Source organism: Emergencia sp. JLR.KK010, from assembly GCF_037018265.1.
In the GTDB taxonomy this organism is placed as follows: domain Bacteria; phylum Bacillota; class Clostridia; order Peptostreptococcales; family Anaerovoracaceae; genus Senimuribacter; species Senimuribacter intestinalis.
This window is the reverse complement of sequence record NZ_CP143550.1, coordinates 1,968,284-1,993,328: the sequence shown is the minus strand read 5'-3', so window position 1 is coordinate 1,993,328 and position 25,045 is coordinate 1,968,284. Positions and strand designations below refer to the sequence as shown.

Here is a 25,045-nt window from a genome sequence, read left to right as displayed (position 1 = left end):
CCGCTGCAGCTGCTTAACAGTCTTTAGCAAATCCTTAAATAATCCTTAAATCTTCGCTTGCACTTAGCGCAATCTCCACGATGACCTTAAGGCCTTGTGCGCCGTTTGCTAACTTCAGACTTCCGCCCATTTCCTGCATAATATAATCCGCAATATAAAGGCCCAGTCCTGCGCCGGAATGCTCGCCCGCATTACTGCCCCGCTTAAACTTCTGCTTTAGCGTCTGCAGTTCCTCTTCCGCAACCCCGCCGCCACAGTCTTCTATGACGATGCGTAGATGCTTATGCTCAACTTCTGCAGAGGTTTCGATTTCAGTATCTGCGTATTTATATGCGTTGACAAAGATATTATCAAAAACCTGCTGCAGCCGCAGTAAATCCGCGTAAATCAAGCATTCTGGAATCTTTGGAACTTCGGTGCGGTGCAGATAATCAGCGCTAGCCAAAAGACCAAAAACCGCTCCGCTTTCTACATCTGCCGGCGTAACAGAAAGCTGCACAAGTTCTTCTAACGTAGCCGTCAAGAGATTATTTGTCAAAGCCGTAATCTGGTCAGCTTTTTCAACAATTCTTAGATAATTCTCTCTCGTTTTTTCATCAGCGGCAAGGGCGGCACCCACCTCTGCTGCAGCTTTGATACTAGCTACTGGTGTCTTGATATCGTGGGAAAGCTCAGCGACTAGTTCCTTTTTGCTGCGATTTGCCAAAGCCTCCGCTTCTCTTGCCTTTTTCAGCTCCACTCTCATCATATCAAAGGCTTCTGTAAAAGCACCAAAGATATTTCTTCTGTCCATTTCCAGCGGTATATCCAGGTTACCCTTCGCCACTTGCTTTGCAAAGTCACTCAGTTTCGCAAAAGGTTTTATCACCACTTTTGTAAGATAAGCAAAATACACAAGACAAATTAGAAGTTGCAGAAAAATCACGGCAGAAAGCGCCCAAATTAAGCGCCGCTGATTGCGCTGAAAAACTTCTGCAGATGTATTTTTGATAATCACCTTTCCCAAAACAACGCCGTCGATTTCCACGTCAAGTATAGTGTCACCGTGTACGATGGCTTTATGTATCGTATCGCTTTCTCCATGGGCTGTCCGAAACAGCACGTTACCTTCTGTATCAATGACTGTATAGTCCATCCCTTCAGCCTGCTGATGATGAGCCAAATCCGTCCAGTCCTCCTCCACAGACTGCAGTACACGATTGACTGCCACGCTATCCTTAGAAAAATCTTTGCTGGAGCCTGCCGCAAAGAAAAGAATACCCAATTCCGCTACAAAACAGATGATGAGAGAAATGACAAATGCTCTATTTTTCATTGATTTCCCCCACAAATTTGTAACCTTCACCCCAGACCGTCAAAATATATTTAGGATTTGCAGAATCTCTTTCAATTGCAGCTCTAATCTTTCTGATATGTACATTGAGGGTGCCGTCTCCTGTGAATTTGTCTTCCCAAACATTTTCAAAAATCTCTTGTTTAGACACTGTACCGCTGCTTTCCATCAAATAGACCAGAAGCTTAAATTCCATAGCAGTAAGCTTTACAGGCTCGCCGCCTGCAAAAACCTCACGGGCAGTAAAATCAACACGAAGATAACCGTCGTCGTAGCAAGTATTTTGCGCTCTGCCGTAACGCTTCAGCACCGCTTTCACCTTCGCCAGAAGTACGCCAAGAGAATAAGGCTTCTGTATATAGTCATCACCGCCGATGGAAAGTGCCGCAATTTTATCATCGTCGCTGCTTCTTGCAGAAATAAACAGGATCGGAATATCCGTCGTCTCCCGCAGCTCTTTACACAAAGAAAAACCGCTGCACTCACCAAGATTGATATCTAAAAGAAGCAAATCAATTGTATGTTCACTTAAAAATGCCAAACATTCAGCGCCGCTGTACACCGCTTCTGTTTTCACATCGAAGAGATTGAAGTACTCCGCCGTGCTGTCCGCCAACATTTTTTCATCGTCTACGATTAAGCAATTGTAATGCATGTCCTACCACCTTTTTCTCTATTGAATGCTCTTATTATAACCGCTTGGAAAAAGAATAGCAAGAAGGCACTTGCCTTTGGTCCCTCTGACCCTGGCAAGTGCCTTTTCATCTACTTCAAAATCTCTGCTACAGTGTCTTCCACCAGCTGATCGATTTTCTCAAAATCCATATTTCTAATATACATCTTCTCTACAAGATCGTGGGTCTCCTTGGCTCTTGCCAGCGCATCCATGGCCTCCTGAATCAAAGAAGCGTACAGTTTTGAGAGTTTCCCGATGATACCTGCGTTCTTTTCAGCGAAGTAAGTGCTCTGATAATCGCTGATATCCACCATAGTGATTTCTTTCAATGTGCCTTCTTCCCCGGTGATTTCCCAAGGCTCCAGATCGTGCCACTTGTTTGTGGTGATGAATGCAAGACCCAGCTCAGGCACCAGCAGATGTTCCAGTTTATAGGCAGGATCCATCGGACAGTAGAAGCTTTCCACGTCGAAGCCGCGGTACACAGCACCATCCTGCAACACGTTCATAAAGCTTGTATTGCTGTAGCCCTCCGGTACGTTAATCAGGTAGATTTTCTTGGACTGCTGCAGCAGGGTTTTCAGATAGGAAATACTGCCCTCCCATGTGAGACCCGTTGCAAAGAATTTTTTTACTGCACCAGACTTAAAAGAAATATCATATTTCTGATATTCCTGACCGATGATATCTGCAGCCAACTTGTAAATCTCAGAAACCTCAATTCCGTCATCGTAGATGGTTGCCATGCTATCGTAAATTTTCTTTGCTGCCGCCAGATAATTATAAGCGATTTTGTACCATCCGGAGCATTCTTCGTTATAGCGGATGATGTCCTCCTTGCAGTCTGCGATTTTCTTGTCGTTCCAGAATTCTCCGAAGTTAATGATGTAATCAACAGCTCCCGGCGTAATGGGATCTATAACATGAGGGCTGGTACCGTCCACAAAAGCGATTTTTCTATCTGGCAGAATGATTCCGTCCAGGGAATTATCGTCTGCAGAGCAATGCAGAAAATCTACACTTTCCCCCGCTTCCGAAAGTCTTTTGCCCACCTTCTTTAAAAAAGTAGATTTTCCTGTGCCGGGACCGCCTTTAATGCAAACGATACGGCTTGCCTCACGCTGTCCAAGAATGTATCCGTAGTAAGAGAAAAATCCCTCTGGCGTATTATTGCCAGGGAAATAGTGACGTATGATAGACAATGTAATTCCTCCAATCTATTTCTGATTCTCTATCATATGAAGGAACCCTTGTCACTTGTTCCAACTGAAAAAGCGCCTTCCTAAGAAAGCGCTCTTTATAATCATTATTAGAAGTAATAGCTATCTTCCGGCGAAGGCTCTGACTTTGCAACCAGATGACCACTGGCTAAATCGTAAAATACCACTCGTGTGACGTAAAGATATGTCAGCATAAAGAAAACTGGAATAGAATATACCAAATCAATAATTTCGCCAACTATGCCAGGAATTATTGGCATAAATGCGCTCGGAATTGCGGCCAGAATTGCCCAGCCGATAAAGGACAGCATCAGGCAGAAAAACTTGCCCTTGTTGCCATTCATCATACGTTTGCTCTCCTCGATACATTCCATAACACCCTTGTCTGGATGATCAGCAAGAACATAGAATGCCTGACTGTAACGAATTGCCGCAATAATTCCTGGAACTACCAAAAGCAACGCCCACAGGGCAATGAAGATATTCTGTACGACAAACAGACAAAAAGCCTTTGGAAAGTTCTCAAATCCATTGAAAATGCCTGCTGGATTGCTTTCCTTTCTGCGGAAAAATCCAATCATAAAACTGCAAAGTCCCAGCTCAAAGGCGCCGGTCAGCACTAGATTATACAGTCTGGCTACATAAGAAAGACTAATGGATTGTTCAAAAAACGTATTATAGTAATTGTAGGATGCAAAAGGCATTAGATAGCCTAAAAGAACCGGAATTGTCATTGTCATTACATAGTACAAAAACACACCGATTGCCACCTGAGGCCAGCAGCCTTTCAGAGAGCTGCGCGCAATAGCACGAATTTCAGAACTGGTTTCTCTTACAATAATATTGTACATATAAAAACTCCTTATTTTAAACTCGATAAAAATATTATATAATATCTGTAGAATAAATACAATTGAAATCGGAGAATTCCTATGGAAAAAACCTTAATTATTACTTCACACCTTGAACACGCAGATAGTCTGACCGTTGATTTTTCTGAGTTTAATAAGATTATCTGTGCCGACGGCGGTCTGCTTATTGCCCAAAAACTGGGGCTTTCTCCTGACTTTCTCATCGGCGACTACGATTCCATGAACGTACCTTCTGGCGATGTCATCAAGCTTCCCATGGAAAAGGATATGACCGATAGCGAAGCTGCCATTGATCTGGCAGTTTCCAAAGGTTATAAAGATATTACCCTCCTCGGCGGGCTTGGAGGCCGCTTTGACCATACCATGGGCAATATCGGCATGCTTGCAAAATTTTGCGGCACAACCATTCGTCTTAGCCTTATTGATGGACAAAATTACCTCTTTATGGTTGCGCCCGGCACTTACACGGTTCCAAAAAACGCCTATACCTATCTGGGTATTATCAGCTACGGAGACGATGCAAAAAATGTCACCCTCCGCGGTGTCAAATATCCACTAACGAATCACCACCTGACGAATAAAACCACTTTAGGTGTTAGCAATGAAATTATCTGTGATTCTGCTACAGTTTCTTTTACGGACGGCATGCTTCTCATTATTCTGTCCAAAGACCTGTAAAATTAACCATTGACAAAATGGAAAAATCGCACTATCCTTATTATTGTATTCGCTAGGGGAGCTTTTGCTGAGAATGACTGTCAGCCTTCGGGCGCAGCCAGACCCTCAACACCTGATGCAGTTAGTACTGCCGTAGGGAAGCATTGATTATATCACATATGCCAGGTTCAGTTCCCCTCCAATCATTTACAAGATGGAGGTATTTTTTATGTTCAAAAACATGCAGGGATTCTTTGAATCCACCATTGGTCACGTTATCATCATTGCCGTGATTGTCGTATTTTTTGCTTTGATTCTAATTCCGTCCAAGGAAGAACGGGAAAACAAATCACAAAAGCCTGATGCAAAGGCACTGACGATTTCTGCCCTGCTCGCTGCGCTGGCACTGGGGCTTGGACAGCTGAAACTCTTTGAAATGCCATTTGGCGGAACGGTTACGGTATTTTCCATGCTTCCCCTCGCCCTCTGCGGCTATTTTCTGGGGACCCGCCGAGGCGTCATCTGTGGCTTTGTCGTGGGACTTTTGAATCTGCTGTTCAGCCCTTACGTCATTCACCCCGTGCAGCTTCTTGTGGATTATCCCTTCGCTTTCGGCGCTCTGGGACTTGCCGGCGTATTTAAGGATAAGAAAAACGGTCTTGCAAAAGGCTACGTGCTGGGACTCTTCGTGCGTTATATCTGTGCAGCCCTCTCCGGCATTGTCTTCTTCGGCAGCTATGCACCTGAAGGATTTAACGCGGTTACTTGGTCTTTATGGTATAATTTCACCTATCTTGCCGCTGAAGGAATCCTGACATTGATAATTATTTCACTTTCTCCTGTGAAGAACGCTTTTGAAGGGTTGAAAAAGAGCTTATAAAGTGTTATATTATTAACAAGGACTATTTTTCTATATATGTAAGAAGGAGAAAAAACATGTACGAGAACATCAAATACGAAATAAAAGAAAATATTGCTTACGTTACCATTAACAGACCGAAAGCAATGAACGCGCTGAACATGGATGTACTTACTGAGCTTTATGACGCTTTCACCAAAATTGAAACAGATAAAGACGTTCTGGCAGTTATTTTAACTGGCGAAGGCAAAGCCTTTGTTGCAGGCGCTGATATTGCGCAGATGCACCAGCTCACTGCCTTGGAAGGTCGCCAGATGATGATTATGGGTCACAAAGTAATGAACCTGATTGAAAACATCGAAAAGCCTGTAATCGCTGCAGTCAACGGATTTGCTCTCGGCGGCGGCTGTGAACTCGCCATGGCATGTGACATCAGAATCGCTTCCGAAAAAGCAAAATTCGGTCAGCCGGAAGTTGGCCTTGGCATTATCCCAGGCTTTGGCGGCACACAGAGACTTGCTAGACTGGTCGGCAAAGGCATGGCAAAATACCTGATTATGACCGCTGAAATGATTCCTGCTTCTGAAGCGTATAGAATCGGTTTGGTTGAGAAAATCTCCGCACCTGAGGAATTAATTGCAGAAGCCGAAAAAGTTGCTAAAACCATCGCTTCTAAGGCTCCTATCGCTATCGCAACTGCTAAAACCGCTATCAACAACGGTTACGATATGGATATGAAATCCGCAAGCAAATTTGAAATCGAAACCTTCACCGCTGCCTTTGGCTCCGAAGACAAGACAGAAGGCATGGCTGCTTTCCTGGAAAAGAGAGCACCGGAATTTAAGAATAAATAAATTTCGCAAGAAGATAAAAAGTGCACCAATAGCCTAAATTTCAGGTCTAATGGTGCACTTTTTAACACCTACCAGCAAAATCATCGTGCAAATTCCGCTGACCGCAAGTGGCAGATAAAAACTCATGCTTCTTGAGAGCAACATAGCACCCGGCAGCAGCCCTCCTGTAAATAGAGTTTGAAACAGGATAGAAAATGCCCCTTCGCTGACTCCCATAGCGCCCGGCAGCGGCAGTGCAGATACAGAAGCAAAAAGCACCGCCTGCAAGAAAATCACAGTTACAGCCGAATATCCTGACAAGCCTAAGCTTAAATAAATCCAGTAAGGAATGCTGTACATAGCTATCATCTGTACAACTGTCGTTACCAGGGTCTTAACAAAAATGTTTTTATTCTGCTTTAAGAAAACCGCACTCCTTTGATATTCCTGCAGCGCGCTGGTCAGGGTTTCTTCCAGACGTGCTCCCCTTTCCTCACTGCATTTCTTTGCAAACTTTACAAATAAACTAACTATCTTTTCAGCCACCTGTCCACAAAAAATTGCACAGATTAGTACTATCATCGCAACCGCATTGAGGCCAACTCCAAAAAACAGCAATACCTTCATATCCCCCATGGACGCCGAAATTGTATCCTGCACAGCAAAAAAACCAAGTACAGCTAACACAATGGTTACAATCTGATAGCTGAGCAGTTCAAAGAGCAGCGCCAGCGTTCCATGGGACAGATTTACGCCGTCCCTGTGCATAAAATAAAGCTGCAGCGGCTGTCCACCGGAAGCAGACGGCGTCACAGAACTTCCAAAGAATCCGCAAACAGCATATTTGATGCCGCAAAGCACAGACCTGTTCTTTTCAAAAAGCTGCAGACAACGTCCAATGTTCAGTCCCTCTCCGAGAAGAAAAATCCCCATAGCACAGATCGCCAGCAATAGATACTTTATATCTGCCCCTGATACAGCTGACAAAATCTGTGACGGCTGTGTTTCCCGAAAGATACTGTAAAAAGTCAGCAATAATAGTATCAGAAATAAGCCGCCGTTTTTGCATAATTTTATAAAGCTAATTTTCATGTCTATACTTCTCATCTATGGTTTCAAATCTGTACCCTTCTTCCAGCCAAAGGGGAATGGTTTTCTTTAACGTCTCAATCATGCGAAGAGGTGCATCGTTTTGTACTGCTCCATCGCCTCTGCCGTCGTGGAGACAGATAGTACTCCCCGGCGATGCGTGCTTTAGCAGCCGGTACTGCATTTGTTCTTCATCAGAGTCTTCCTCCCAGTCACCGACCATCACGTCCCAAAGAACCTTTTGCAGACCGTGACTTTTAATCTGCTGCAAGGTAGACCAGTTGACGTGTCCCCAAGGCGGTCTGTAGTATTTTACGTCAATGCCCAAATCCTCCATGATTTCCAGGCTCTTCTTAAAATCCCAGCGGGTATAAGATGGTGTCTGTATCATTGCACTTTTATGCTCCAGAGAATGGATTCCCACAGTGTGCCCTTCCTGTGCCATTCGCAAGACGAGATCAGAATTATCCTCCGCAAATTTTCCTACTACAAAGAAAGTCGCTTTTATTTCATACTCTGCCAGTAAATCCAGTAATTTTCCTGTATACGCAGAATGCGGACCATCATCGAAAGTCAAATAAAGCACCTTTTCTCGTATTGCCAGGGACTGAATTGCATCTTCTGCGTTCTGCTTAAGCCTCTGTTGCACTTTTCCAAGCTGCGACGGTATATAGCTGTAGCCTGCTGCAATTCCCATTCCTAGCAATGTCGTTATTAATAATTTCTTTTTCATGCAATCAACCCTTTACTAAATCCTTTTCCTATTTCCTGCATATTTTTCTTCATTGTCTCCAGCAGTCTGTCATGTCTGAGCAGCTGTAAAATATCTTCTGCTTCATCGGCATAGGTGTCCCATAAAACCCTGCCAATGTTATGATCTTCAATATACTTAGCATTGCCAAACTCCTGTTCAAGAAATGGTTTTATAATATAAAGAGGTGTCTTTGTCGCAATTGCTTCAAAGGTCGTAATACCGCCTGCCTTCGTAATAATCAAATCCGCCCGCTGCATATAGCGGTTAACTTCTTGTGTATACCCAATGACTTCAATTGCTGGGAATTTTTTCTCAAGTTCCCGCTTCAGTTTCTCGTTTTTTCCTGTGATTACAGTTACTTTTATATCACGACACTTTGATAGCTTTTCCAGGAAATCCTCCGAAGACGGTATAAGCCCTAGGCCTCCACCCATGATGAGCACCTCTTTCTTGCCGGTATTCTGTTTTTCGTACTCCTGATAAAAACATTGTCTTACCGGGATGCCTGTGATTTCAATCTTCTCTTCGCTGACCCCTTTAGAAAGCAACGCATTTTTCGTCGATATATCCCCAACAAAGTACTTGTCTGTTTTCGGTGCAATCCACTCCTCATGCGCAGTAATGTCCGTGATATAGGTATAAAGCGGTATACTGCACTGTCTCATTTTCTTGTAAGAGGAAATATACTGGGAACATACAGGAAATGCTACCACGATAGCATCCGCATTATGTTCCTCTATGAGTCTGTCAATTTTTCTGGTAAAAGTCAGCTTCAGCGGCACCCCACTATTCTTTCCTGCTGCCTTATTCATCGCATTATAAAGTCCCGAGCAACGGCTTACCATAAAATTAAACCCCTGATAAATCGTTTTACTGAGTACAGGAAACATATAGTCGATAAAATCAATCGTCGTTACCTTTGCATCTCTGTTTTCTTGTAAAATCTGTTCTTTGATTGCTTCGGCAGCTTTAACATGCCCCATGCCGAATCGTCCTGTCAAAATTAGAATGTTCATATCCTCTACCTCTTTTGATTTATGATACTACCATAGTACAACATAAATCTTAACTGCCAATGAATAGGAAATTAAGATTCATTAATGTTTTTATTACGAAATTCTTACATTGGGAAAAAATTGGGTTTACTAAGTAAATCAGATAGATTACAATAGAACAAGACGAATTTTTACAATGAGGCGATAAAAAACGTATGAACAATAAAAAACAATATTTAAAAGGTTTAAAAGATGGTACCCCTATCGCACTTGGTTACTTTGCGGTAGGTTTTACACTGGGAATTGCGGCAAAATCAATGGGCATCAATGCTTTTCAGGCTGGTCTGATGTCTTTTCTGATGCACGCTTCTGCAGGTGAATTTGCAGTATTAACAGTCATTGCAGGTCAGTCAGGCTATATTGCCATGATTATCACGCAGCTGGTTATTAATATCCGATATTTTCTCATGTCCTGCAGCATGTCACAGAAGATTAATCCGAACACTTCCCTGCCCAAAAGGCTGCTGCTGTCCTATTTTGTAACAGACGAAATTTTCGGTATTTCTGCATCAATCAAGGGAGAACTGAATCCATATTATCCTCTAGGTGCTGCCACAGTTGCTTCTCCAGGCTGGGTACTTGGAACTATTCTCGGCGCTCTGGTCGGCAATATCCTGCCTGTCAGTCTTGCAAGCGCACTCAGCGTAGCGCTTTATGGTATGTTCCTGGCAGTGGTGATTCCAGCCTCAAAAAACGACAAAGCCATCGCATTGGTAGTTTTGGCTTCCATGGCAGGAAGCTGTGCTTTTACCTTTCTGCCGGTTCTATCAGAGATTTCTTCCGGCACCAGAATTATCATTCTCACCCTGGTGATTGCAGCAGCCGCGGCAATCATCAAGCCGGTCAACACTACTGAGGAGGTGCAGTCATGAACTTCGAACAGAATACATATATCTATCTTTTGGTTGCGGCTGCTACCATTTATGCAATCCGCGCCCTGCCGCTCACGCTGATCCAAAAAGAGATTACCAACACCTTTATCAGATCTTTCTTATACTATGTGCCGTATGTGACACTGGCTGTCATGGCGTTTCCAGCTATCATCACGGCAACCAGCAGCTTAATTTCAGGGATGGTCGCCTTTGCCGTTGCCGTTATCGTAGCGTGGTTTTCCGGCAATCTCTTCACGGTTGCTCTGGCATCCTGTGCAGCAGTGTATCTGGTGGAACTTTTCTTATAAAAAAGCCCCGGCATTTCCTATGCAATGGCATTAAGTTAAGAAAATCTCACATCACAGAAAATGTGGTGTGGGATTTTTTTGAGAATAAGTATTGACATATGAACAAAAAAATGCGGCCGCTTTAGCTGCTGAATATTTTAGAGGCAGCTAAAGCGGCCCTTGTAATTAGATAACATCTTTTTACAAGGAGGATACCGCATGAATAGGACTTCACTGGAACTAAAAAATTTGATTATGGACATTATTAATAAGCAGAAACAGGATTTAACAGGCCTTGTTTCTAACCCCAAAACAGATTTTTCCAGAAACAGAAAAATACCATATGAGAAAATGATTCTTTCGTTATTGACAATGGAGGGAGCATCTTTATCAAATGAACTTTTACGGCAGTTTGGCTATGGCTTAAATACAGCAACATCATCTGCTTTTGTCCAGCAGCGTAAGAAAATACTTCCTAAAGCATTTGCGTCGCTTTTCCACGATTTTACAGCAGCAACTTATAGTAATGATAATTATAAAGGATATAAACTCTTGGCTGTTGATGGTTCAGATATTCAAATCGCAACTAATCTAAACGATAAAGACTCACTTTTTCAAATAGCAGAAGGTGTAAAACCTTATAATCTGCTGCATTTGAATGCTTTATATAATCTGAAATCTCACACTTATGAGGATGCAGTCGTTTTCAAACGCAAAGAAGCCGGTGAAAACAAAGCGTTGACTGAAATGGTGGACAGATCCGCTCTGCAGGGAAATGTAATTGTGATTGCAGACAGAGGATATGAGGCATATAACAACATGGCTCATATCCAAGAAAAAGGATGGTTTTATCTAATACGGGTGAAAGATTTTAATCAATATTCATCCGGTATTCTGCATGGCTTGGAGCTGCCGGATACTGAGGAATTCGATGAGTATATCGATTTAAAATTAACTCGGAAACAGACTAATGAAATGAAAAAGCTTTTTGAGCAGAGAAATCACTATCGGAGAATCGCGCATAATAAACCATTTGACTATCTGCCTGTTAAGAGCAGAAAATCTGATCCTGCAGTACTTTATAATTTGCCATTTCGCATTGTACGCTTTCCAATATCAGAGGATTATTACGAAGTTGTAGTAACTAATCTGGATACTGATGAATTCCCTGCGGATACTCTGAAACAACTGTATGGCATGCGGTGGGGAATTGAAACTTCATTTAGAGATTTGAAATATACAGTAGGACTGCTTCATTTTCATTCAAAAAAGGTGGAATACATACTTCAAGAAATCTTTGCACGGTTAATCATGTATAACTTTTCAGAATTGATTACCTCGCACGTAGTCATTGAAAAGAAAGACAGAAAGTATGAATATAAAGTTAATTTTTCTGTCGCAGTACATATATGCCGTGAATTCCTGCTTAGTATAAATATCCCACCTAATATTGAATCACTTATTGCAAGATATATAACGCCCATTCGGCCTGGACGTTCAAGGCCTCGTGAAATGAAAGCCAAACAGGCAATAAGTTTCATGTATAGAATAGCATAGATTTTTGAAATATACATTATTTTTTTGACAAGGGAACGCTCTTGTCTATTTGTTGCGTTTTTAAATCTACAAAAAAACAATTTATCAGCTTGAATCAAAGGAAAAAAAGAGAAGTTAATATCGCGAACAATACTAACTTCTCTTTAAATCCCTTAACTTAATGCCATTGATTTCCTATGTGCCGGGGTTTTCCTTTGCCATCTGATATGCAAGTCTTGGCGATCCATCTTTCGAAGAAATGATTCCGCAGTAAGTAAAACCACACTTCTGAATCAAATGCTGCATAATTTTGTTGTCCTCGTGGGTATCAATACGAATATTGTCAATCAAGGTAAATCCGAAATCCACACACTGCTGCAACAGCCCTTTCACCGTGCCGTTTCCTGCGATTCTGTGAATGGTTCCGTAGGCTCTGTCGTTTAGCCACTGACCGCCGTCAATTCTGTCGTAGGTCGGATCAGCACCTATAATAAAAGCAAATACGCCACAGATACTGCCTCCATCTTCCATGACGTAAAGATTGCCCCTTTTCATATCTCCCTCCAAAAGTTCTTTTTCGGGGTAACCCCAAATCGCCCACTGGGTTGGATTTCCGTTTTCCGACATGAAATTTCTGGCATAGGCATAGATATCCAAAATCTCTATAAAATCCGTCTCAGCGGCTTTTCTGATATTCATAAGCAGCCTCCTTATTCTTCTCTCGTTAAATGGGTGAACTGTGCACCAACTAATTCTGCCAAATCAACCGGTGAAAGCTCTATCTGCAGTCCTACCTTACCGCCACTGACGCAAATCCTCTGATGATTCTTCGCCCTTTCGTCAATAGCAGTCGGAAATAATTTCTTCATACCGACCGGAGAGCAGCCACCTTTGATATAACCGGTAATTTTCGTAATATCTCTCGCATGAATCATTTCGATATTCTTTTCTCCAAAATGCTTCGCCGCCTTCTTTAGATCCAGTTCACATGCCACAGGAATCACACAGACGTAATTCTGTCTACTATGTCCTACGAGAACCAGAGTCTTAAATACCATATCAGGATTCTGTCCTACCTGCTCTGCCACTGAAACACCATCTAAAAAGCCCTCCGGCGCTTCATAAGTATGTAGCTGATAAGCAATCCCTTTCGCCGCCACCATGCGTACCGCATTGGTTTTTGGCTCTTTTTCTTTCTTTGCCATGTCTGTATCCTTTTTTAATGAAATCCATATTATTCTATCACAGGAACGACAAAGTGACAATAACTTTGAATATATCTTCCAGTTTTCATAAAAACTCTGTTGGGTTTTCAAAACTGCCAAAAATGGTTTCTTTTTGCGGACAAAATCGAGATTTTGAAAATCGTTTGAAGAAAAGATGAAAACTGGAAATAAAATACATTGCAACAAGTGCTGAAATTTACAGCTAACATTTTTTCATTTTAACACCGAAATTAAAACATCGCACTGCAGGTTTCCCGTGCAGTGCGATGCAGTTTTCATCAATGATACTGATTAGCCCAGTAATCCAGCGCCAAACATTGGTGCGAATACTACGGATACAATTGTCATCAGCTTAATCAAGATGTTGATGGAAGGACCGGAAGTATCTTTGAACGGGTCACCTACAGTGTCGCCTACAACAGCAGCCTTGTGAGGTTCGCTTCCCTTACCGCCGTAATTTCCTTCTTCGATATATTTCTTAGCGTTATCCCATGCGCCGCCTGCGTTGGACATCATGATTGCAAGAAGTACACCTGCAGACAGTGCACCGCCCAGCATACCTGCAAGAGCTTCAGCACCTAAAATAAATCCAACTGCTAAAGGCGCAATGATTGCCATCAGACCTGGCATAACCATTTCTTTCAGAGCAGCACCAGTGGAGATATCTACGCATCTAGCATAGTCAGGCTTGGAAGTGCCTTCCATGATGCCTTTGTCTTCTCTGAACTGTCTTCTAACTTCTTCAATCATCTGGTTAGCTGCTTTACCTACAGAGTTCATTGTCATAGCAGAGAACAGGAACGGCAGCATAGCACCCAGGAACAGACCAATAATTACGATTGGGTTCAGCAGGTTAATTCCTACTTCGGAAATGCCTGCTACTTCTGCATAGGATACAAACAGAGCCAGTGCAGTCAGAGCAGCAGAACCGATAGCAAAACCTTTACCGATTGCAGCGGTAGTGTTGCCTACAGCGTCTAATTTGTCGGTGATTTCTCTAACTTCGTGTGGAAGTTCAGACATTTCTGCGATACCGCCAGCGTTATCGGATACAGGACCGTAAGCGTCAACTGCTACAGTCATACCTGCTGTGGACAGCATACCTACAGCTGCCAGTGCGATACCATAAACACCTGCAAACATATATGCTACGAAAGTAGCTACACAAATCATGATAATTGGCCACAGAGTGGACATCATACCAACGCCCAGACCGCTGATAATAGTAGTAGCAGCACCTGTCTGAGACTGTTCAGCAATTTTCTTAACGGAACCGTAATCGCCGGAAGTGTAAACTTCTGTAATCTTACCAATTGCAATACCTGCAACCAGACCTGCAATAATTGCAAATGCATAAGTGAAATCACCCAGCATATACTTACTCATAACCAGAGAAGCAACGATTACAATGATACCACTGATGTAAGTACCCATGTTCAAGGCATTTGCAGGGTTGGAACCCTCGCTGCCTCTTACCATCAGAATTCCCAGTACAGAAGCAATGATACCTACTGCAGAAAGCAGCAGCGGGAACAGTGCAGCAGTTGTTTCAGAGAACATTGCAGTTTCTGGTGCATTGGCAACAGCAACGGAAGCCAAAGTAATAGCAGAAATAATAGAACCTACATAAGATTCGAACAGGTCGGAACCCATACCAGCAACATCACCTACGTTGTCGCCTACGTTATCAGCGATAACGGCAGGGTTACGCGGGTCATCTTCAGGGATACCTGCCTCTACCTTACCAACAAGGTCAGCACCTACGTCAGCAGCTTTGGTATAGATACCGCCGCCTACTCTTCCGAACAGCGCCATAGACGAAGCGCCCAGACCGAAGCCTGTGATACATTCTGTAACAGTTGCAAGATCCAGTACGCAGAACACTACGCCAAGACCGAAAAGTCCAAGACCGGATACGCAAAGACCCATAACAGCGCCAGATCTGAATGCAATCTTCAGCGCTTTTGGCATACCTGCTTCTTTGGCAGCCCATGCAGTTCTTACGTTACCTTTGGTTGCCACGTTCATACCGAAGAAACCTGCCAGTACAGACAGCAGCGCACCAATTAGGTACAGTCCTGCAGTAATCCAGCTTTGCAGGCCAAATCCGATGAGCAGGAACAGCACAGCAATTACGATAACCATGGTCTTGTATTCTCTCTTTAAGAAAGCCATAGCACCTTCTCTGATGTATCCTGCGATTTCCTTCATTCTGTCAGTACCTTCGTCAGATTTGCTGATCCAGGAGGACAAGCAGAAGGCTACCAACAGTCCGACCGCAGCCGCGATTGGTACAATCCAATTCATAATATAATACCTCCATTTTCTTGTCTGGTTTATAACGCGTTTAAAGAGGCACCGCATATGCACGCGCCTCTTATAAAACCAAACAAATATTTTAAATTAAATTATTAACTAAACATTGAAACAATAGCAAGTGAAAGCACGATAAATAACACAGCGCATACGACTGTAATCTTGCTTAAGATTGCTTCGTATCCTCTGCCCTTTTTCTTTCCGAAAAGCTGTTCTGCACCGCCTGCAATAGAACCGGATAAACCATCGCTGTTACCAGACTGCAGAAGAACACTTAAAATCAGAACGATACTTGCAATTGCCAGTAATGCCATAAGAGCGATCTTCATCTTATTCCCTCCTTTAAATTTAACCATTTAACTTTATCATAAGAACCACGAAAAATCAAGTGTTTTCCTGCTAAAAGTTGACAATCTCCATAAATTTAGACGAATCCAGACTAGCCCCGCCAACCAGCGCGCCGTCAATCTCGTCCATATCCATAATTTCCGTTGCATTTTCAGGCTTTACGCTGCCTCCGTACTGGATAATCACTTTATCACAGGTATCTACATCGTAAAGACCTTCGATAGACTTTCTGATCCATGCGCACATTTCTCCTGCCTGCTGGGGACTTGCGGTTCTGCCGGTACCGATTGCCCAGATTGGTTCATAGGCTACCACCACTTTAGCAGCATCCTCTGCAGAAATTTCTGCAAAAGCCTTTTCTATCTGCGCACATACAACTTCCTGTTCGATCCCAGCGTCTCTCTGTGCCAAATCCTCGCCAACGCATAAAATCGGCGTGATTTCACTATCGGTTAGGATTTTCTTCAGTTTCAAATTTACCGTCTCATCAGTTTCTCCAAAGTACTGACGTCTTTCCGAATGACCTACAATACAGTAATCTACACCAATTTCCTTGAGCATATTTAGTGAAACTTCTCCAGTAAATGCACCTTCTTCTTCAAAATGAACATTCTGAGCACCGACACCGATTCCGCTTCCAGAAAAAGCCTGTACCAATGCCGCAAGCTGCGTATATGGTGCACAAATTGCAGCTTTTACGTCAGTATCTCCATACATTGTTTTCAGTTCCTTTGCAAAAGCAAGCGCTTCTTCTGTGGTTTTATACATTTTCCAGTTTCCTGCAATTAGTGGAATTCTCATCTTTATTCCTTCCTATTCCTATAAAACATGCAGAGGAGACTTCTCCACTGCATGTAAGATTACAATAAATTATTATTTTTCTTCAATGACGGCAATGCCCGGAAGTACTTTTCCTTCCAAAAATTCCAACGATGCGCCGCCGCCTGTGGAAATGTGGCTCATCTTGTCCGCAAGTCCAAACTGCTCTGCTGCCGCTGCAGAATCTCCGCCGCCAATAATTGTCACAGCATCACTCTCTGCCAGAATCTCAGCAATTGCCTTAGTTCCCTTTTCAAAGGTCGGCATTTCAAAAACGCCGACAGGTCCGTTCCATACGATGGTCTTCGCTTCTCTCAGCACTTTACCATAAAGGCGAACCGTTGCTGGTCCGATATCAAGTCCCATCATGTCAGAAGGAATCCCATCCCTGTCTGTAATTTTTGTCTCTGTTTCATTGGCAAATTCCTTAGCGCAGACAACATCGACAGGAAGCAGCAGTTCTACACCTGCCGACTTAGCCTTTTCAATCAGCTCCGCTGCAAGATTTATATTCGCTTCATCTAAAATGGAAGTTCCGATCTCCAGTCCCATTGCTTTAAAGAAAGTATAGGACATACCGCCGCCAATAATCAGCGTATCGACTTTCTTCAGCAGATTTTCAATGACAGGAATTTTGTCTCCTACTTTGGCGCCACCCATGATGGCAACGAAAGGTCTGCTAGGATTTTCAAGCGCATCTCCAAGGAACTTGACCTCCTTTTCGATGAGGAATCCTGATACTGCAGGAAGATAGTCCGCAATACCTGCTGTAGAAGCATGCGCTCTGTGCGCTGTTCCAAAGGCTTCCTGAACAAAAATTTCTCCAAGATCAGCCAGTTCTTTGGCAAATTCTGCTCCATTGTCCGTCTCTTCTTTGCGGAAACGAACATTTTCAAGAAGCATAACTTCACCTTCTTCTAAGGAAGCCGCCATGTCTCTGATGGTGTCGCACACCACTTCAGGGCAGCTCTGAAACTTCACTTCGCAGTCCAGCAGTTCTGCTAATCTGTCTGCTACAGGTTTCAGTGTAAATTCCATCTTCGGCTCACCTTTCGGTCTTCCCAGATGGGACATGAGAATCACTTTAGCGCCCTGCTCTCTAAGATAAGTGATTGTCGGCAGTGCTGCTTTGATTCTGTTATCATCTGTGATGACACCGTCCTTCTGGGGAACGTTGAAATCACATCTTACAATTACTTTTTTTCCTTTGAGCGCAATGTCTCTAATGGTTTTTTTCATATTTAGCCTCTTTACTTTGCGTGATCTACCTCGTACATATGTTTAATCAGCTCTAAAGTTTTGCTGGAATATCCATACTCATTGTCATAGAACGCAATTAATTTGAAGAACTTGTCGTTGAGTTCGATACCCTCTCTCGCATCGAAGATAGAAGTATGCGGATCACCGACAAAATCTCCGGAAACAACTTCATCATCCACATACTCAATAACGCCGTGGAGATAAGTTTCTGACGCCTTCTTAACAGCTCTGCAAATCGCATCGTAGGATGCGGATTTTTTCAGTACTACATTCAGGTCGATTACAGAAACATCAGCAGTCGGCACTCTATAGGAAATACCTGTCATCTTACCTGCCAAAGACGGAATAACCAGCCCTACTGCTTTAGCAGCGCCTGTAGTGGATGGAATCACGTTTCCAAATACACTTCTGCCAGTTCTCCAGTCTTTCATGGAACGAGCATCTACTACTTTCTGTTTTGCTGTTGCAGAGTGAATTGTCGACATTAGTCCCTGTTCAATACCAAAGTTATCTTCCAGAACTTTGCAAAGCGGCGCTAAACAGTTGGTAGTACAGGATGCGTTGGAAACAACCTGCATATCGCTGGTATATTCATCTGTATTAACACCGTAAACAAATGTAGGCGTAGTCTTATCCTTTGCCGGTGCAGATATGATAACCTTCTTCGCGCCCGCCTTTACATGGTCAAGTGCCTTCTCTGTTGTAGTATAAGCACCTGTCGCTTCTACTATGTATTCTGCGCCGCATCTGTCCCAAGGAATGTTCTTCGCTTCTGATTCGCTGAATACAGGAACTTTCTTGCCATCAATGATGATACCTTCCTCATATTTATCTAAACTCTTAGGAAAACGACCAAATGTCGTATCATATTTCAACATATAAATCAGGTAATCGATGTCTGCATTACGAACGTTAATGCCTGCGATTTCAATTTCAGGCATGTCCATTGCAGCTCTGATCACCACTCTGCCGATTCTTCCGAATCCACTAATACCAACTTTAATTGCCATAATTTACCTCCATAACTCTCTTTATATCAAATTAAAGTATGTCAAATGCATTGGGGCAAGCGCCATTATACGACTAAATTCTACCAATCGAGCATCGTTTAACAATCTCGCTCTCTTGGGAATTTATAGCATAAGGCATTCCCTTCAATTTCTTTCAGAAATTGGGGGGGCAAGTGCCATTAGAACCTGCGCCGCTTGGAGGAAGACAGGATATTCATGCCCTCCCTATACTTTGCAACAGTTCTTCGGGATATATCAATTCCCTTATTTTTTAATATCTCAACCATATCCTGATCACTGTAAGGTTTCTGCGGATTCTCTCCTGCGATAATCTCTTTGATGATGGACTTTACGCTGTTGGATGAAACACCCGTGCCATCTTCGCCTGAAACCCCGCTGGAGAAAAAATACTTGAGTTCGAAAACGCCGCGAGGGCTCTGCATATATTTTCCATTGATGGATCTGCTGACAGTAGACTCGTGTACGCCAACATCCTCTGCAATCTGCTTCAGCGTCAGGGTTTTCAGCGATTTCTCTCCGTTATCGAAGAAATCCTGCTGATACTTAACAACAGCGCTGGCCACGTTATATATGGTCTGTTTCCGCTGCTCTATGCTCTTGATCAGCCATACCGCCGCATTGAACCGGTCGGTCAGGTATTTGTTCAGTTCCTCATCCTGCTTCGCTTCCGCCGATAATTTATTATAATAAGAACTCACCATCAATTTCGGCATGCTGGTATCGTTGTTCATCACCTGATACTCATCGTTTACTTTCTCGACAATGATGTCCGGCACCACATATCTGGTCGCTTCGCCAGAAGAAAAAACTCTGCCGGGTTTTGGTTCCATGGTCTTGATTAAATCAGCGATCTGCTGTACTTCCTGATTTTTAATGCCAATCGTCTTTGCAATGTAAGCAATCTTATTATCTGCCAATTCCTCCAGCATGTTCTCAATGATATATTCAATCTCATCGGTCAAAAGTCCCTTGGCAGCAAATTGGATGATCAGACACTCCCGCAAATTTCTCGCTGCTACACCGCAGGGATCGAAGGTCTGAATAAAATTCAGCACTTCTTCCACTGTATCAATATCCGCACCAACTGCCTTGGATATCTCTTCCACGGACATAGTTAAATAGCCATTGTCGTCAATGACTTCTATAATATATCGTCCGATTGTCGCCATCTGACCTGTCAGCCTGGAAAACTGCAGCTGACTCATCAAATAGTCGGTTAATGTATCTTCTTCATATACATATTGCTCATAAGTATAATCATCATCGTCATCAGGTCTGTACTCCCACTGACGAAAACTCTCTTCTTCGTAGTCCGCTTCTCTGATTTTTTCTCTGATGTCAACTTCCTGTGCATCGTAGGACTTCTCCGCTTCTAATACGGGATTCTCCAAAAGTTCGTTCTGCACATAATCTGAAAGCTCCTGGTTGTTAAACTGCAAAATCTGGATGGCCTGAATCAGCTCTGGTGTCATGGAGAGCTTCTGAGTCTGTTCAATTGTTAATTCGTAACCAAGTTTCATTTACCCATCTCCTATGCAAATAGTATACCACATTGAGCCAGTTCTTTTCAAGGGAATTACTGTTTTTCTATGCAGCAACTTTTTTGCACCAAAACTCCTACGCAAGTTCAGGAAATCCTAGCTGGCGAAGTGCTTCAAACAAAATAATGTTCGCTGAGTTGGAAAGATTGAAAGAACGCAATCTGGTGTCTTCACTCATAGGAATGCGCACTGCCGTGTCCTCGTGTTCTTTGATGAAATCTCTTGGAAGACCGGCAGTTTCTCTGCCGAACAAAATCATATCTTCATCTTTATATGTTACATTAGTATAAAGATGTCCGCCTTTCGTAGTCGCCAGATACATAGTATGATCCTTAGAATACTTTTCCATAAAATCATGTAAGCTTTCGTGAATTTCCAGCTTTACATAAGGCCAGTAATCAAGACCTGCTCTTCTCACCGCCTTATCGTCTATAGAAAACCCTAAAGGTTTCACTAAATGTAAAACCGTGCCTGTTGCAGCACAGCTTCTTGCAATATTTCCGGTATTAGGCGGAATCTCCGGTTCCACCAGTACAATGTGTAATGCCATAAAAAAACCTCCGTCCTTACATCATAAATCTTTTTTGCAGAAATATAAAGACAAAATTGCTTTTTTGTTATATAATTTTTAGCAATGGAAATTTTGTACAAGGAGGCTGTTATGAAAACAGTAAAAATCGGAATACTCGGTCTGGGTACCGTAGGTGGCGGCACTTACGAAATCCTGCAGACAAACAAGGCATTAATCGAAAAAAGAATCGACCGCACCATTGAGGTCGTAAAGGTCTTAGAAAAGAATATGGAACGTGTAAAGGCGCTTGGACTCGAAGAAAGCCAGGCTACACAGAATCCTGACGATATTTTAAAGAATCCTGACATTGATATTGTGGTAGAATCTCTGGGTGGTATCGAGCCGTCCACTACTTTCATGCTGACTGCCATGGAAAACGGCAAAGGCGTTGTTACGCCGAACAAAGCTGCTGTCGCAGCTAACTTTGACAAGCTGCACAAAGCTGCAAAAGAAAACGGCGTAGGTTTCAGATTTGAAGCCAGCGTCGGCGGTGGTATCCCTGCCCTGACTGCAATTACAGAAGCTCTTGCAGGCAACGAGTTTACAGAAGTCATGGGCATCTTAAACGGCACTACCAACTATATCATGACAAAAATGACCGACCTCGGTCTTGATTACAACGACGTACTCAAAGATGCCCAGGCAAAAGGCTTTGCAGAGGCTGACCCAACTGCTGATGTTGAAGGTATTGATGTAGCCAACAAGCTTTCTATCCTGATGGCTCTTGCGTTCGACAAATACGTACCGCCTGCCGAAATTCCTACCGTGGGTATCAGCAAAATCACTATGGACGATATCAACGCTGCCAAGGAAAAAGGCTGCAAAATCAAACTGATTGCCCACGCAAAGAAAACCGGCGATACACTCGAATACAGTGTAAAGCCTATGGAAATCGAAAACTCTCACCCGCTTGCCGGCGTATCCAACGAGTTTAACGCAATCTATGTAACCGGCAACGCCGTTGACGAAGTGATGTTTTATGGAAAAGGCGCAGGCGCCCTTCCAACAGGCAGCGCAATCGTAGGCGATATCTTAGCCATTGCAAAAGAACTGTAAGAAAACGTTTATAAAGGAGGAATCACCCATGAGCTTATATCAGGACTGGCAAGAGCTGATTGACAATCAGACAGAAGACACCTTTGAGGCCTTCTGGAAAGAATATGCAGAGACAGAAACCAAGTTATACTCTCATATTTTAGAAAACCATACAGAGCACCTTTCCGGCACCGTAGCTGAGCTGGTTGAAAAATTTGAATGCAACAAGACTATCTTTGTCGGATTTTTAGACGGTATCAATTCCAGCTTAAACAAGGAAATGGATTTAGAGTCTGTCACTGACGACACTGTCATCGACCTCGACATCGACTTTGAAAAACTCTTCTTCAACATGCTGAAAGCTGAAGCCGACTACTTGTTTAGCCTGCAGCAGTGGGACGGCGTGCTCACCGAAGAAAAAAGAATAGAAAGCGTAAAAGAGTTCAAGCGTTCAAAGACTGTTCGTGTCGAAAAGAAGCCGGGCAGAAACGACCCTTGTCCTTGCGGTAGTGGCAAGAAATACAAGAAATGCTGCGGTAAATAAGAACCCCACCCTCCCACGAAGCAAAGCTTCGGGTGGGTGCCCGGGAACCTTGTTGTCCTCTGACAATAACAACCCCACCCTCCCACGAAGCAAAGCTTCGGGCGGGTGCCCGGGAACCTTGTTGTCCTCTGACAATAACAACCCCACCCTTCCACGAAGCAAAGCTTCGGGTGGGTGCCCGGGAACCTTGTTGTCCTCTGACAATAACAACCCCACCCTTCCACGAAGCAAAGCTTCGGGCGGGTGCCCGGGAACCTTGTTGTCCTCTAACAATAACAACCCCACCCTTCCACGAAGCAAAGCTTCGGGTGGGTGCCCGGGAACCTTGTTGTCCTCTGACAATGACCTTACAAAGCGGGCGGTCTCATTGATTGAGACCGCCTGTTCTTTATTTCCACCATTTAAGTCAAATAGACGCCCCATGGGGCGTCATATTATTTTGTAACTAGTAATCATACGGTAGTTTTTGCTGCGTAGAATCCGGCGCGCCATAATCTCAAGATTTTTTTGGATATCCGGCGTTCACCCCATGAAAAACGCCATCTTCTAAGCGTTTTTTTGTATACATGGCGTCAGCCATCCGCCAAACGCCATATTGGGATTCATTTTCATAAAAAACTGGCGCGCACCTGCCGCCTAATACCCACTTTTTTGATATTTTACTGTAGGATGCTAAAGTTTTTCCGACTATCTGTCTGCATTTCTTTCTGCCGCCGCCATTTTTTCTAAAAAAGCTTTTCTACCTGGCACTTTCTCAAAGGTCCGCGCCATGTATACAGAAATCAAGTTCAAAATTGGCACGGGGTAAATCATCGGCATATCTTAATTCTCTTTCTGCCAGGTTTACTCCCGTACACGAATTTGCCTGACTAACTGCTTCAAGCCGGCGCTCTGGTCGAAAATCAAAACAAAAGCTGTCTCATTTTATTTTGAGACAGCTCCAATCATGTTAAATCAAAATCGGATCGCACGGCTGACTGCTCGTGCTGGTTACAGAATTTCTTGCAATGAGGAAGTAGTAGTACTGCTGCCCCGGTTTTCTCAGCGAATCAAAATATGTTGTCTCCTCTTTAATCGTTGCCTCAAGCCAATAAGGACCGTTTATCGTTCTGCTGCAGTAGAGCTCATAACAGTCTGCGCCTTTTACTTCATTCCATGACAACGTAACGGATCCATTCTCATCATCGTGAAGCACTCCGGAAAAACCAGTTGGCGGCTGCAGCTGTATATCTACATAAACAGCTTTGGAGTAAGCTGAATTCCCGCTACTGTTTCCAGCATAAACCGCCTTTACACGGTACCGGCAGATACCTTCGATATTGCTTACCCTTGCAGTATAGGTCAGATTTGTAGTAGTCTTTACCAGTTTTTCTCTGTCCGTTCCAATTTTACGATAGACTTTATAGCAATCTGCTTTAGCTACCTGTCCCCAAGACAGTGTAATCTTACTTTCCGCCTGATTGTTTTCTATGGTAACTACAGGTGTCGCCAGCTTCAGCGTGTTTGATACGATATTGCTGTATTGGCTGCCACTGGTTTTGACCGCTTTAATTTTGTAGTAAGCTTTTTGTCCCATGTCCACAGAACGATCAAGAAAAACCCTGTCCTCTGTCTTTCCAATGCGCTTATAAGTTCCGGTTTTATTGTAGCTTCGGTACACATCGTAGCGGGTTGTATTAGTGGTCTTCAGCCATGTCAACCGAATTCCGCCAGCTTCCATATCTCGCATTGAAGATACCGTTGGGGCTGCATAAGTTTTGTACTTAACTGGTTTTTTCACCATAGTCAGATAGCTATACTGTCCATACATCGAGAAAAAATCATCGATAGTGCCACTGTAATACTGCACCGTATTGGCTCTGTCATAATTATTGTCAGCCCAATAAATATAATCTTCCGTCACCTTTAAAAGCACCACGGAATGACCAGACCAACTGTCAAACTGTCTGGTATTGCAAAAACGAATATGCGTGCCCGCTTTAACACCAAGACATTTTTTTAGGAAATTCTTCTGGGTATTCTTTAGTCCTGTAAAATAGTTAACATCGTTTTGCGCTGCCAAAAGTCCGTTGATAGTCTCAGCAAACCCCCAGCATTCTCCACTCTTTGGAAAAGTGCTCAGGTGCTTGTACTTACTCATGGCATAGTCAATGGTGGAAGAGGCGGTCTCGTTTGCAGTACAATCCTGTCCTGCATACCCTGTACCTGAGTCAGCTACAGCTTCTTGCGGCTGCAATATAAATGACACACTCAGCATCATGGTACATGTCAAAAGTAAAGCCAAGGCTCTTTTTTTCATAGCTTGTCCTTT

26 protein-coding genes and 1 riboswitch are annotated in these 25,045 nt (G+C 43.3%); of the genes, 8 read left to right on the top strand and 18 right to left on the bottom strand.

Translation table 11 applies throughout. From position 1 onward, the window contains the following. Positions 1-34: 34 nt before the first annotated feature. The 4 genes from V1225_RS09550 to V1225_RS09535 all read right to left on the bottom strand — a co-directional run bounded on the left by V1225_RS09550 (position 35) and on the right by V1225_RS09535 (position 4,080). A complete protein-coding gene (locus tag V1225_RS09550) occupies positions 35-1,315 on the bottom strand; it encodes a HAMP domain-containing sensor histidine kinase (RefSeq protein ID WP_160202652.1) in 1,281 nt (426 codons plus the stop codon). After that, positions 1,305-1,988, bottom strand: a complete 684-nt coding sequence (locus V1225_RS09545) for a response regulator transcription factor (RefSeq protein ID WP_160202653.1) — start codon at positions 1,986-1,988, stop codon at positions 1,305-1,307. The genes V1225_RS09550 and V1225_RS09545 overlap by 11 nt, the downstream gene beginning before the upstream one ends. Before the next feature lie 110 nt (positions 1,989-2,098). Then, complete coding sequence (locus V1225_RS09540; RefSeq protein ID WP_160202654.1) at positions 2,099-3,211, bottom strand: ATPase; 1,113 nt, start codon at positions 3,209-3,211, stop codon at positions 2,099-2,101. 107 nt (positions 3,212-3,318) lie between these two features. Continuing rightward, positions 3,319-4,080, bottom strand: coding sequence for a DUF975 family protein (locus tag V1225_RS09535; protein WP_160202655.1), 762 nt, complete (start codon positions 4,078-4,080; stop codon positions 3,319-3,321). An 81-nt stretch (positions 4,081-4,161) separates the two neighbouring features. Here V1225_RS09535 and V1225_RS09530 point away from each other — a divergent pair, with 81 nt between their 5' ends. The 3 genes from V1225_RS09530 to V1225_RS09520 all read left to right on the top strand — a co-directional run bounded on the left by V1225_RS09530 (position 4,162) and on the right by V1225_RS09520 (position 6,471). Then, positions 4,162-4,779 (top strand): thiamine diphosphokinase, encoded by a 618-nt coding sequence (locus V1225_RS09530; protein ID WP_160202656.1) that lies wholly within the window; start codon positions 4,162-4,164, stop codon positions 4,777-4,779. A 44-nt stretch (positions 4,780-4,823) separates the two neighbouring features. Beyond that, positions 4,824-4,935: riboswitch (TPP riboswitch) on the top strand. A 52-nt stretch (positions 4,936-4,987) separates the two neighbouring features. Continuing rightward, a complete protein-coding gene (gene thiT, locus V1225_RS09525; RefSeq protein WP_160202657.1) occupies positions 4,988-5,638 on the top strand; it encodes an energy-coupled thiamine transporter ThiT in 651 nt (216 codons plus the stop codon). A gap of 56 nt (positions 5,639-5,694) precedes the next feature. Next, positions 5,695-6,471 (top strand): enoyl-CoA hydratase-related protein, encoded by a 777-nt coding sequence (locus V1225_RS09520; RefSeq protein WP_160202658.1) that lies wholly within the window; start codon positions 5,695-5,697, stop codon positions 6,469-6,471. Positions 6,472-6,504: 33 nt separating this feature from the next. Here the strand turns inward: V1225_RS09520 and V1225_RS09515 are convergent, their stop codons facing one another. The 3 genes from V1225_RS09515 to V1225_RS09505 are packed head-to-tail and all read right to left on the bottom strand — an operon-like array spanning position 6,505 to position 9,309. Further along, positions 6,505-7,542, bottom strand: coding sequence for a lysylphosphatidylglycerol synthase transmembrane domain-containing protein (locus V1225_RS09515; RefSeq protein ID WP_160202659.1), 1,038 nt, complete (start codon positions 7,540-7,542; stop codon positions 6,505-6,507). Continuing rightward, the gene (locus tag V1225_RS09510) at positions 7,532-8,272 is read right to left on the bottom strand and encodes a polysaccharide deacetylase family protein (protein WP_160202660.1); all 741 of its coding nucleotides are present in this window, start codon (positions 8,270-8,272) and stop codon (positions 7,532-7,534) included. Before V1225_RS09510 ends, V1225_RS09515 begins: the two co-directional genes overlap by 11 nt. After that, the gene (locus V1225_RS09505) at positions 8,269-9,309 is read right to left on the bottom strand and encodes a glycosyltransferase (RefSeq protein ID WP_338546256.1); all 1,041 of its coding nucleotides are present in this window, start codon (positions 9,307-9,309) and stop codon (positions 8,269-8,271) included. The genes V1225_RS09510 and V1225_RS09505 overlap by 4 nt, the downstream gene beginning before the upstream one ends. 194 nt (positions 9,310-9,503) lie before the next feature. Between V1225_RS09505 and V1225_RS09500 the strand changes: the two genes are divergently transcribed. From V1225_RS09500 to V1225_RS09490, 3 genes are all read left to right on the top strand, one after another. Continuing rightward, a complete protein-coding gene (locus V1225_RS09500; protein WP_160202661.1) occupies positions 9,504-10,220 on the top strand; it encodes an AzlC family ABC transporter permease in 717 nt (238 codons plus the stop codon). Beyond that, the gene (locus V1225_RS09495; protein WP_160202662.1) at positions 10,217-10,528 is read left to right on the top strand and encodes an AzlD domain-containing protein; all 312 of its coding nucleotides are present in this window, start codon (positions 10,217-10,219) and stop codon (positions 10,526-10,528) included. Before V1225_RS09500 ends, V1225_RS09495 begins: the two co-directional genes overlap by 4 nt. A 198-nt stretch (positions 10,529-10,726) precedes the next feature. Next, the gene (locus tag V1225_RS09490; RefSeq protein ID WP_338546076.1) at positions 10,727-12,064 is read left to right on the top strand and encodes an IS4 family transposase; all 1,338 of its coding nucleotides are present in this window, start codon (positions 10,727-10,729) and stop codon (positions 12,062-12,064) included. Between the two features lie 174 nt (positions 12,065-12,238). Here V1225_RS09490 and V1225_RS09485 read toward each other — a convergent pair whose 3' ends face one another. The 9 genes from V1225_RS09485 to trmL form a co-directional block, all read right to left on the bottom strand. Further along, entirely contained in the window at positions 12,239-12,742 is a 504-nt protein-coding gene (locus V1225_RS09485) for a GNAT family protein (protein WP_160202663.1), read from the bottom strand. Positions 12,743-12,753: 11 nt separating this feature from the next. Beyond that, positions 12,754-13,248 carry a Cys-tRNA(Pro) deacylase gene (gene ybaK, locus V1225_RS09480; protein WP_160202664.1) on the bottom strand — a complete coding sequence of 165 codons (495 nt, stop codon included), beginning with the start codon at positions 13,246-13,248 and terminating at the stop codon, positions 12,754-12,756. Between the two features lie 312 nt (positions 13,249-13,560). Beyond that, complete coding sequence (locus V1225_RS09475; RefSeq protein ID WP_160202665.1) at positions 13,561-15,576, bottom strand: sodium-translocating pyrophosphatase; 2,016 nt, start codon at positions 15,574-15,576, stop codon at positions 13,561-13,563. Between the two features lie 104 nt (positions 15,577-15,680). Beyond that, on the bottom strand, positions 15,681-15,914 hold the full coding sequence (secG, locus tag V1225_RS09470) for a preprotein translocase subunit SecG (RefSeq protein WP_160202666.1): 234 nt from the start codon (positions 15,912-15,914) through the stop codon (positions 15,681-15,683). Positions 15,915-15,984: 70 nt separating this feature from the next. Further along, positions 15,985-16,734 carry a triose-phosphate isomerase gene (gene tpiA / locus V1225_RS09465; protein ID WP_160202667.1) on the bottom strand — a complete coding sequence of 250 codons (750 nt, stop codon included), beginning with the start codon at positions 16,732-16,734 and terminating at the stop codon, positions 15,985-15,987. Between the two features lie 72 nt (positions 16,735-16,806). Continuing rightward, positions 16,807-17,991: a phosphoglycerate kinase gene (locus V1225_RS09460; protein ID WP_160202668.1), complete on the bottom strand. Its 1,185-nt coding sequence runs from the start codon at positions 17,989-17,991 to the stop codon at positions 16,807-16,809. 11 nt (positions 17,992-18,002) lie between these two features. Beyond that, a complete protein-coding gene (gap, locus tag V1225_RS09455; RefSeq protein ID WP_160202669.1) occupies positions 18,003-19,022 on the bottom strand; it encodes a type I glyceraldehyde-3-phosphate dehydrogenase in 1,020 nt (339 codons plus the stop codon). Positions 19,023-19,201: 179 nt separating this feature from the next. Beyond that, positions 19,202-20,563: an RNA polymerase factor sigma-54 gene (gene rpoN, locus V1225_RS09450; protein WP_160202670.1), complete on the bottom strand. Its 1,362-nt coding sequence runs from the start codon at positions 20,561-20,563 to the stop codon at positions 19,202-19,204. Between the two features lie 97 nt (positions 20,564-20,660). Next, on the bottom strand, positions 20,661-21,134 hold the full coding sequence (trmL, locus tag V1225_RS09445) for a tRNA (uridine(34)/cytosine(34)/5-carboxymethylaminomethyluridine(34)-2'-O)-methyltransferase TrmL (protein ID WP_161907509.1): 474 nt from the start codon (positions 21,132-21,134) through the stop codon (positions 20,661-20,663). A gap of 111 nt (positions 21,135-21,245) precedes the next feature. On the opposite strand from trmL, the gene V1225_RS09440 reads away from it, so the two are divergent. Both V1225_RS09440 and V1225_RS09435 read left to right on the top strand, forming a co-directional pair. After that, positions 21,246-22,211 (top strand): homoserine dehydrogenase, encoded by a 966-nt coding sequence (locus tag V1225_RS09440; protein ID WP_160202672.1) that lies wholly within the window; start codon positions 21,246-21,248, stop codon positions 22,209-22,211. 28 nt (positions 22,212-22,239) lie between these two features. Next, positions 22,240-22,734, top strand: coding sequence for an SEC-C metal-binding domain-containing protein (locus V1225_RS09435; RefSeq protein ID WP_338546249.1), 495 nt, complete (start codon positions 22,240-22,242; stop codon positions 22,732-22,734). Between the two features lie 687 nt (positions 22,735-23,421). Here V1225_RS09435 and V1225_RS09430 read toward each other — a convergent pair. Both V1225_RS09430 and V1225_RS09425 read right to left on the bottom strand, forming a co-directional pair. Next, entirely contained in the window at positions 23,422-23,553 is a 132-nt protein-coding gene (locus V1225_RS09430; protein ID WP_279261703.1) for a hypothetical protein, read from the bottom strand. Positions 23,554-23,683: 130 nt separating this feature from the next. Then, positions 23,684-25,033 (bottom strand): hypothetical protein, encoded by a 1,350-nt coding sequence (locus V1225_RS09425; protein WP_161907514.1) that lies wholly within the window; start codon positions 25,031-25,033, stop codon positions 23,684-23,686. Between the last annotated feature and the right edge of the window lie 12 nt (positions 25,034-25,045).

What these genes read in the sequence shown, in the direction of transcription:
- V1225_RS09510 (WP_160202660.1), bottom strand. Translation starts at nt 8,272, where the DNA reads ATGAAAAAGAAATTATTAATAACGACATTGCTAGGAATGGGAATTGCA.
- V1225_RS09430 (WP_279261703.1), bottom strand. Translation starts at nt 23,553, where the DNA reads ATGCCGATGATTTACCCCGTGCCAATTTTGAACTTGATTTCTGTATAC.
- V1225_RS09545 (WP_160202653.1), bottom strand. Translation starts at nt 1,988, where the DNA reads ATGCATTACAATTGCTTAATCGTAGACGATGAAAAAATGTTGGCGGAC.
- V1225_RS09460 (WP_160202668.1), bottom strand. Translation starts at nt 17,991, where the DNA reads ATGAAAAAAACCATTAGAGACATTGCGCTCAAAGGAAAAAAAGTAATT.
- V1225_RS09530 (WP_160202656.1), top strand. Translation starts at nt 4,162, where the DNA reads ATGGAAAAAACCTTAATTATTACTTCACACCTTGAACACGCAGATAGT.
- secG (WP_160202666.1), bottom strand. Translation starts at nt 15,914, where the DNA reads ATGAAGATCGCTCTTATGGCATTACTGGCAATTGCAAGTATCGTTCTG.
- ybaK (WP_160202664.1), bottom strand. Translation starts at nt 13,248, where the DNA reads ATGGCAAAGAAAGAAAAAGAGCCAAAAACCAATGCGGTACGCATGGTG.
- V1225_RS09535 (WP_160202655.1), bottom strand. Translation starts at nt 4,080, where the DNA reads ATGTACAATATTATTGTAAGAGAAACCAGTTCTGAAATTCGTGCTATT.
- V1225_RS09495 (WP_160202662.1), top strand. Translation starts at nt 10,217, where the DNA reads ATGAACTTCGAACAGAATACATATATCTATCTTTTGGTTGCGGCTGCT.
- V1225_RS09425 (WP_161907514.1), bottom strand. Translation starts at nt 25,033, where the DNA reads ATGAAAAAAAGAGCCTTGGCTTTACTTTTGACATGTACCATGATGCTG.
- V1225_RS09485 (WP_160202663.1), bottom strand. Translation starts at nt 12,742, where the DNA reads ATGAATATCAGAAAAGCCGCTGAGACGGATTTTATAGAGATTTTGGAT.
- rpoN (WP_160202670.1), bottom strand. Translation starts at nt 20,563, where the DNA reads ATGAAACTTGGTTACGAATTAACAATTGAACAGACTCAGAAGCTCTCC.
- V1225_RS09475 (WP_160202665.1), bottom strand. Translation starts at nt 15,576, where the DNA reads ATGAATTGGATTGTACCAATCGCGGCTGCGGTCGGACTGTTGGTAGCC.
- V1225_RS09520 (WP_160202658.1), top strand. Translation starts at nt 5,695, where the DNA reads ATGTACGAGAACATCAAATACGAAATAAAAGAAAATATTGCTTACGTT.
- V1225_RS09505 (WP_338546256.1), bottom strand. Translation starts at nt 9,309, where the DNA reads ATGAACATTCTAATTTTGACAGGACGATTCGGCATGGGGCATGTTAAA.
- gap (WP_160202669.1), bottom strand. Translation starts at nt 19,022, where the DNA reads ATGGCAATTAAAGTTGGTATTAGTGGATTCGGAAGAATCGGCAGAGTG.
- trmL (WP_161907509.1), bottom strand. Translation starts at nt 21,134, where the DNA reads ATGGCATTACACATTGTACTGGTGGAACCGGAGATTCCGCCTAATACC.
- V1225_RS09490 (WP_338546076.1), top strand. Translation starts at nt 10,727, where the DNA reads ATGAATAGGACTTCACTGGAACTAAAAAATTTGATTATGGACATTATT.
- V1225_RS09435 (WP_338546249.1), top strand. Translation starts at nt 22,240, where the DNA reads ATGAGCTTATATCAGGACTGGCAAGAGCTGATTGACAATCAGACAGAA.
- V1225_RS09500 (WP_160202661.1), top strand. Translation starts at nt 9,504, where the DNA reads ATGAACAATAAAAAACAATATTTAAAAGGTTTAAAAGATGGTACCCCT.
- V1225_RS09440 (WP_160202672.1), top strand. Translation starts at nt 21,246, where the DNA reads ATGAAAACAGTAAAAATCGGAATACTCGGTCTGGGTACCGTAGGTGGC.
- V1225_RS09550 (WP_160202652.1), bottom strand. Translation starts at nt 1,315, where the DNA reads ATGAAAAATAGAGCATTTGTCATTTCTCTCATCATCTGTTTTGTAGCG.
- thiT (WP_160202657.1), top strand. Translation starts at nt 4,988, where the DNA reads ATGTTCAAAAACATGCAGGGATTCTTTGAATCCACCATTGGTCACGTT.
- V1225_RS09515 (WP_160202659.1), bottom strand. Translation starts at nt 7,542, where the DNA reads ATGAAAATTAGCTTTATAAAATTATGCAAAAACGGCGGCTTATTTCTG.
- tpiA (WP_160202667.1), bottom strand. Translation starts at nt 16,734, where the DNA reads ATGAGAATTCCACTAATTGCAGGAAACTGGAAAATGTATAAAACCACA.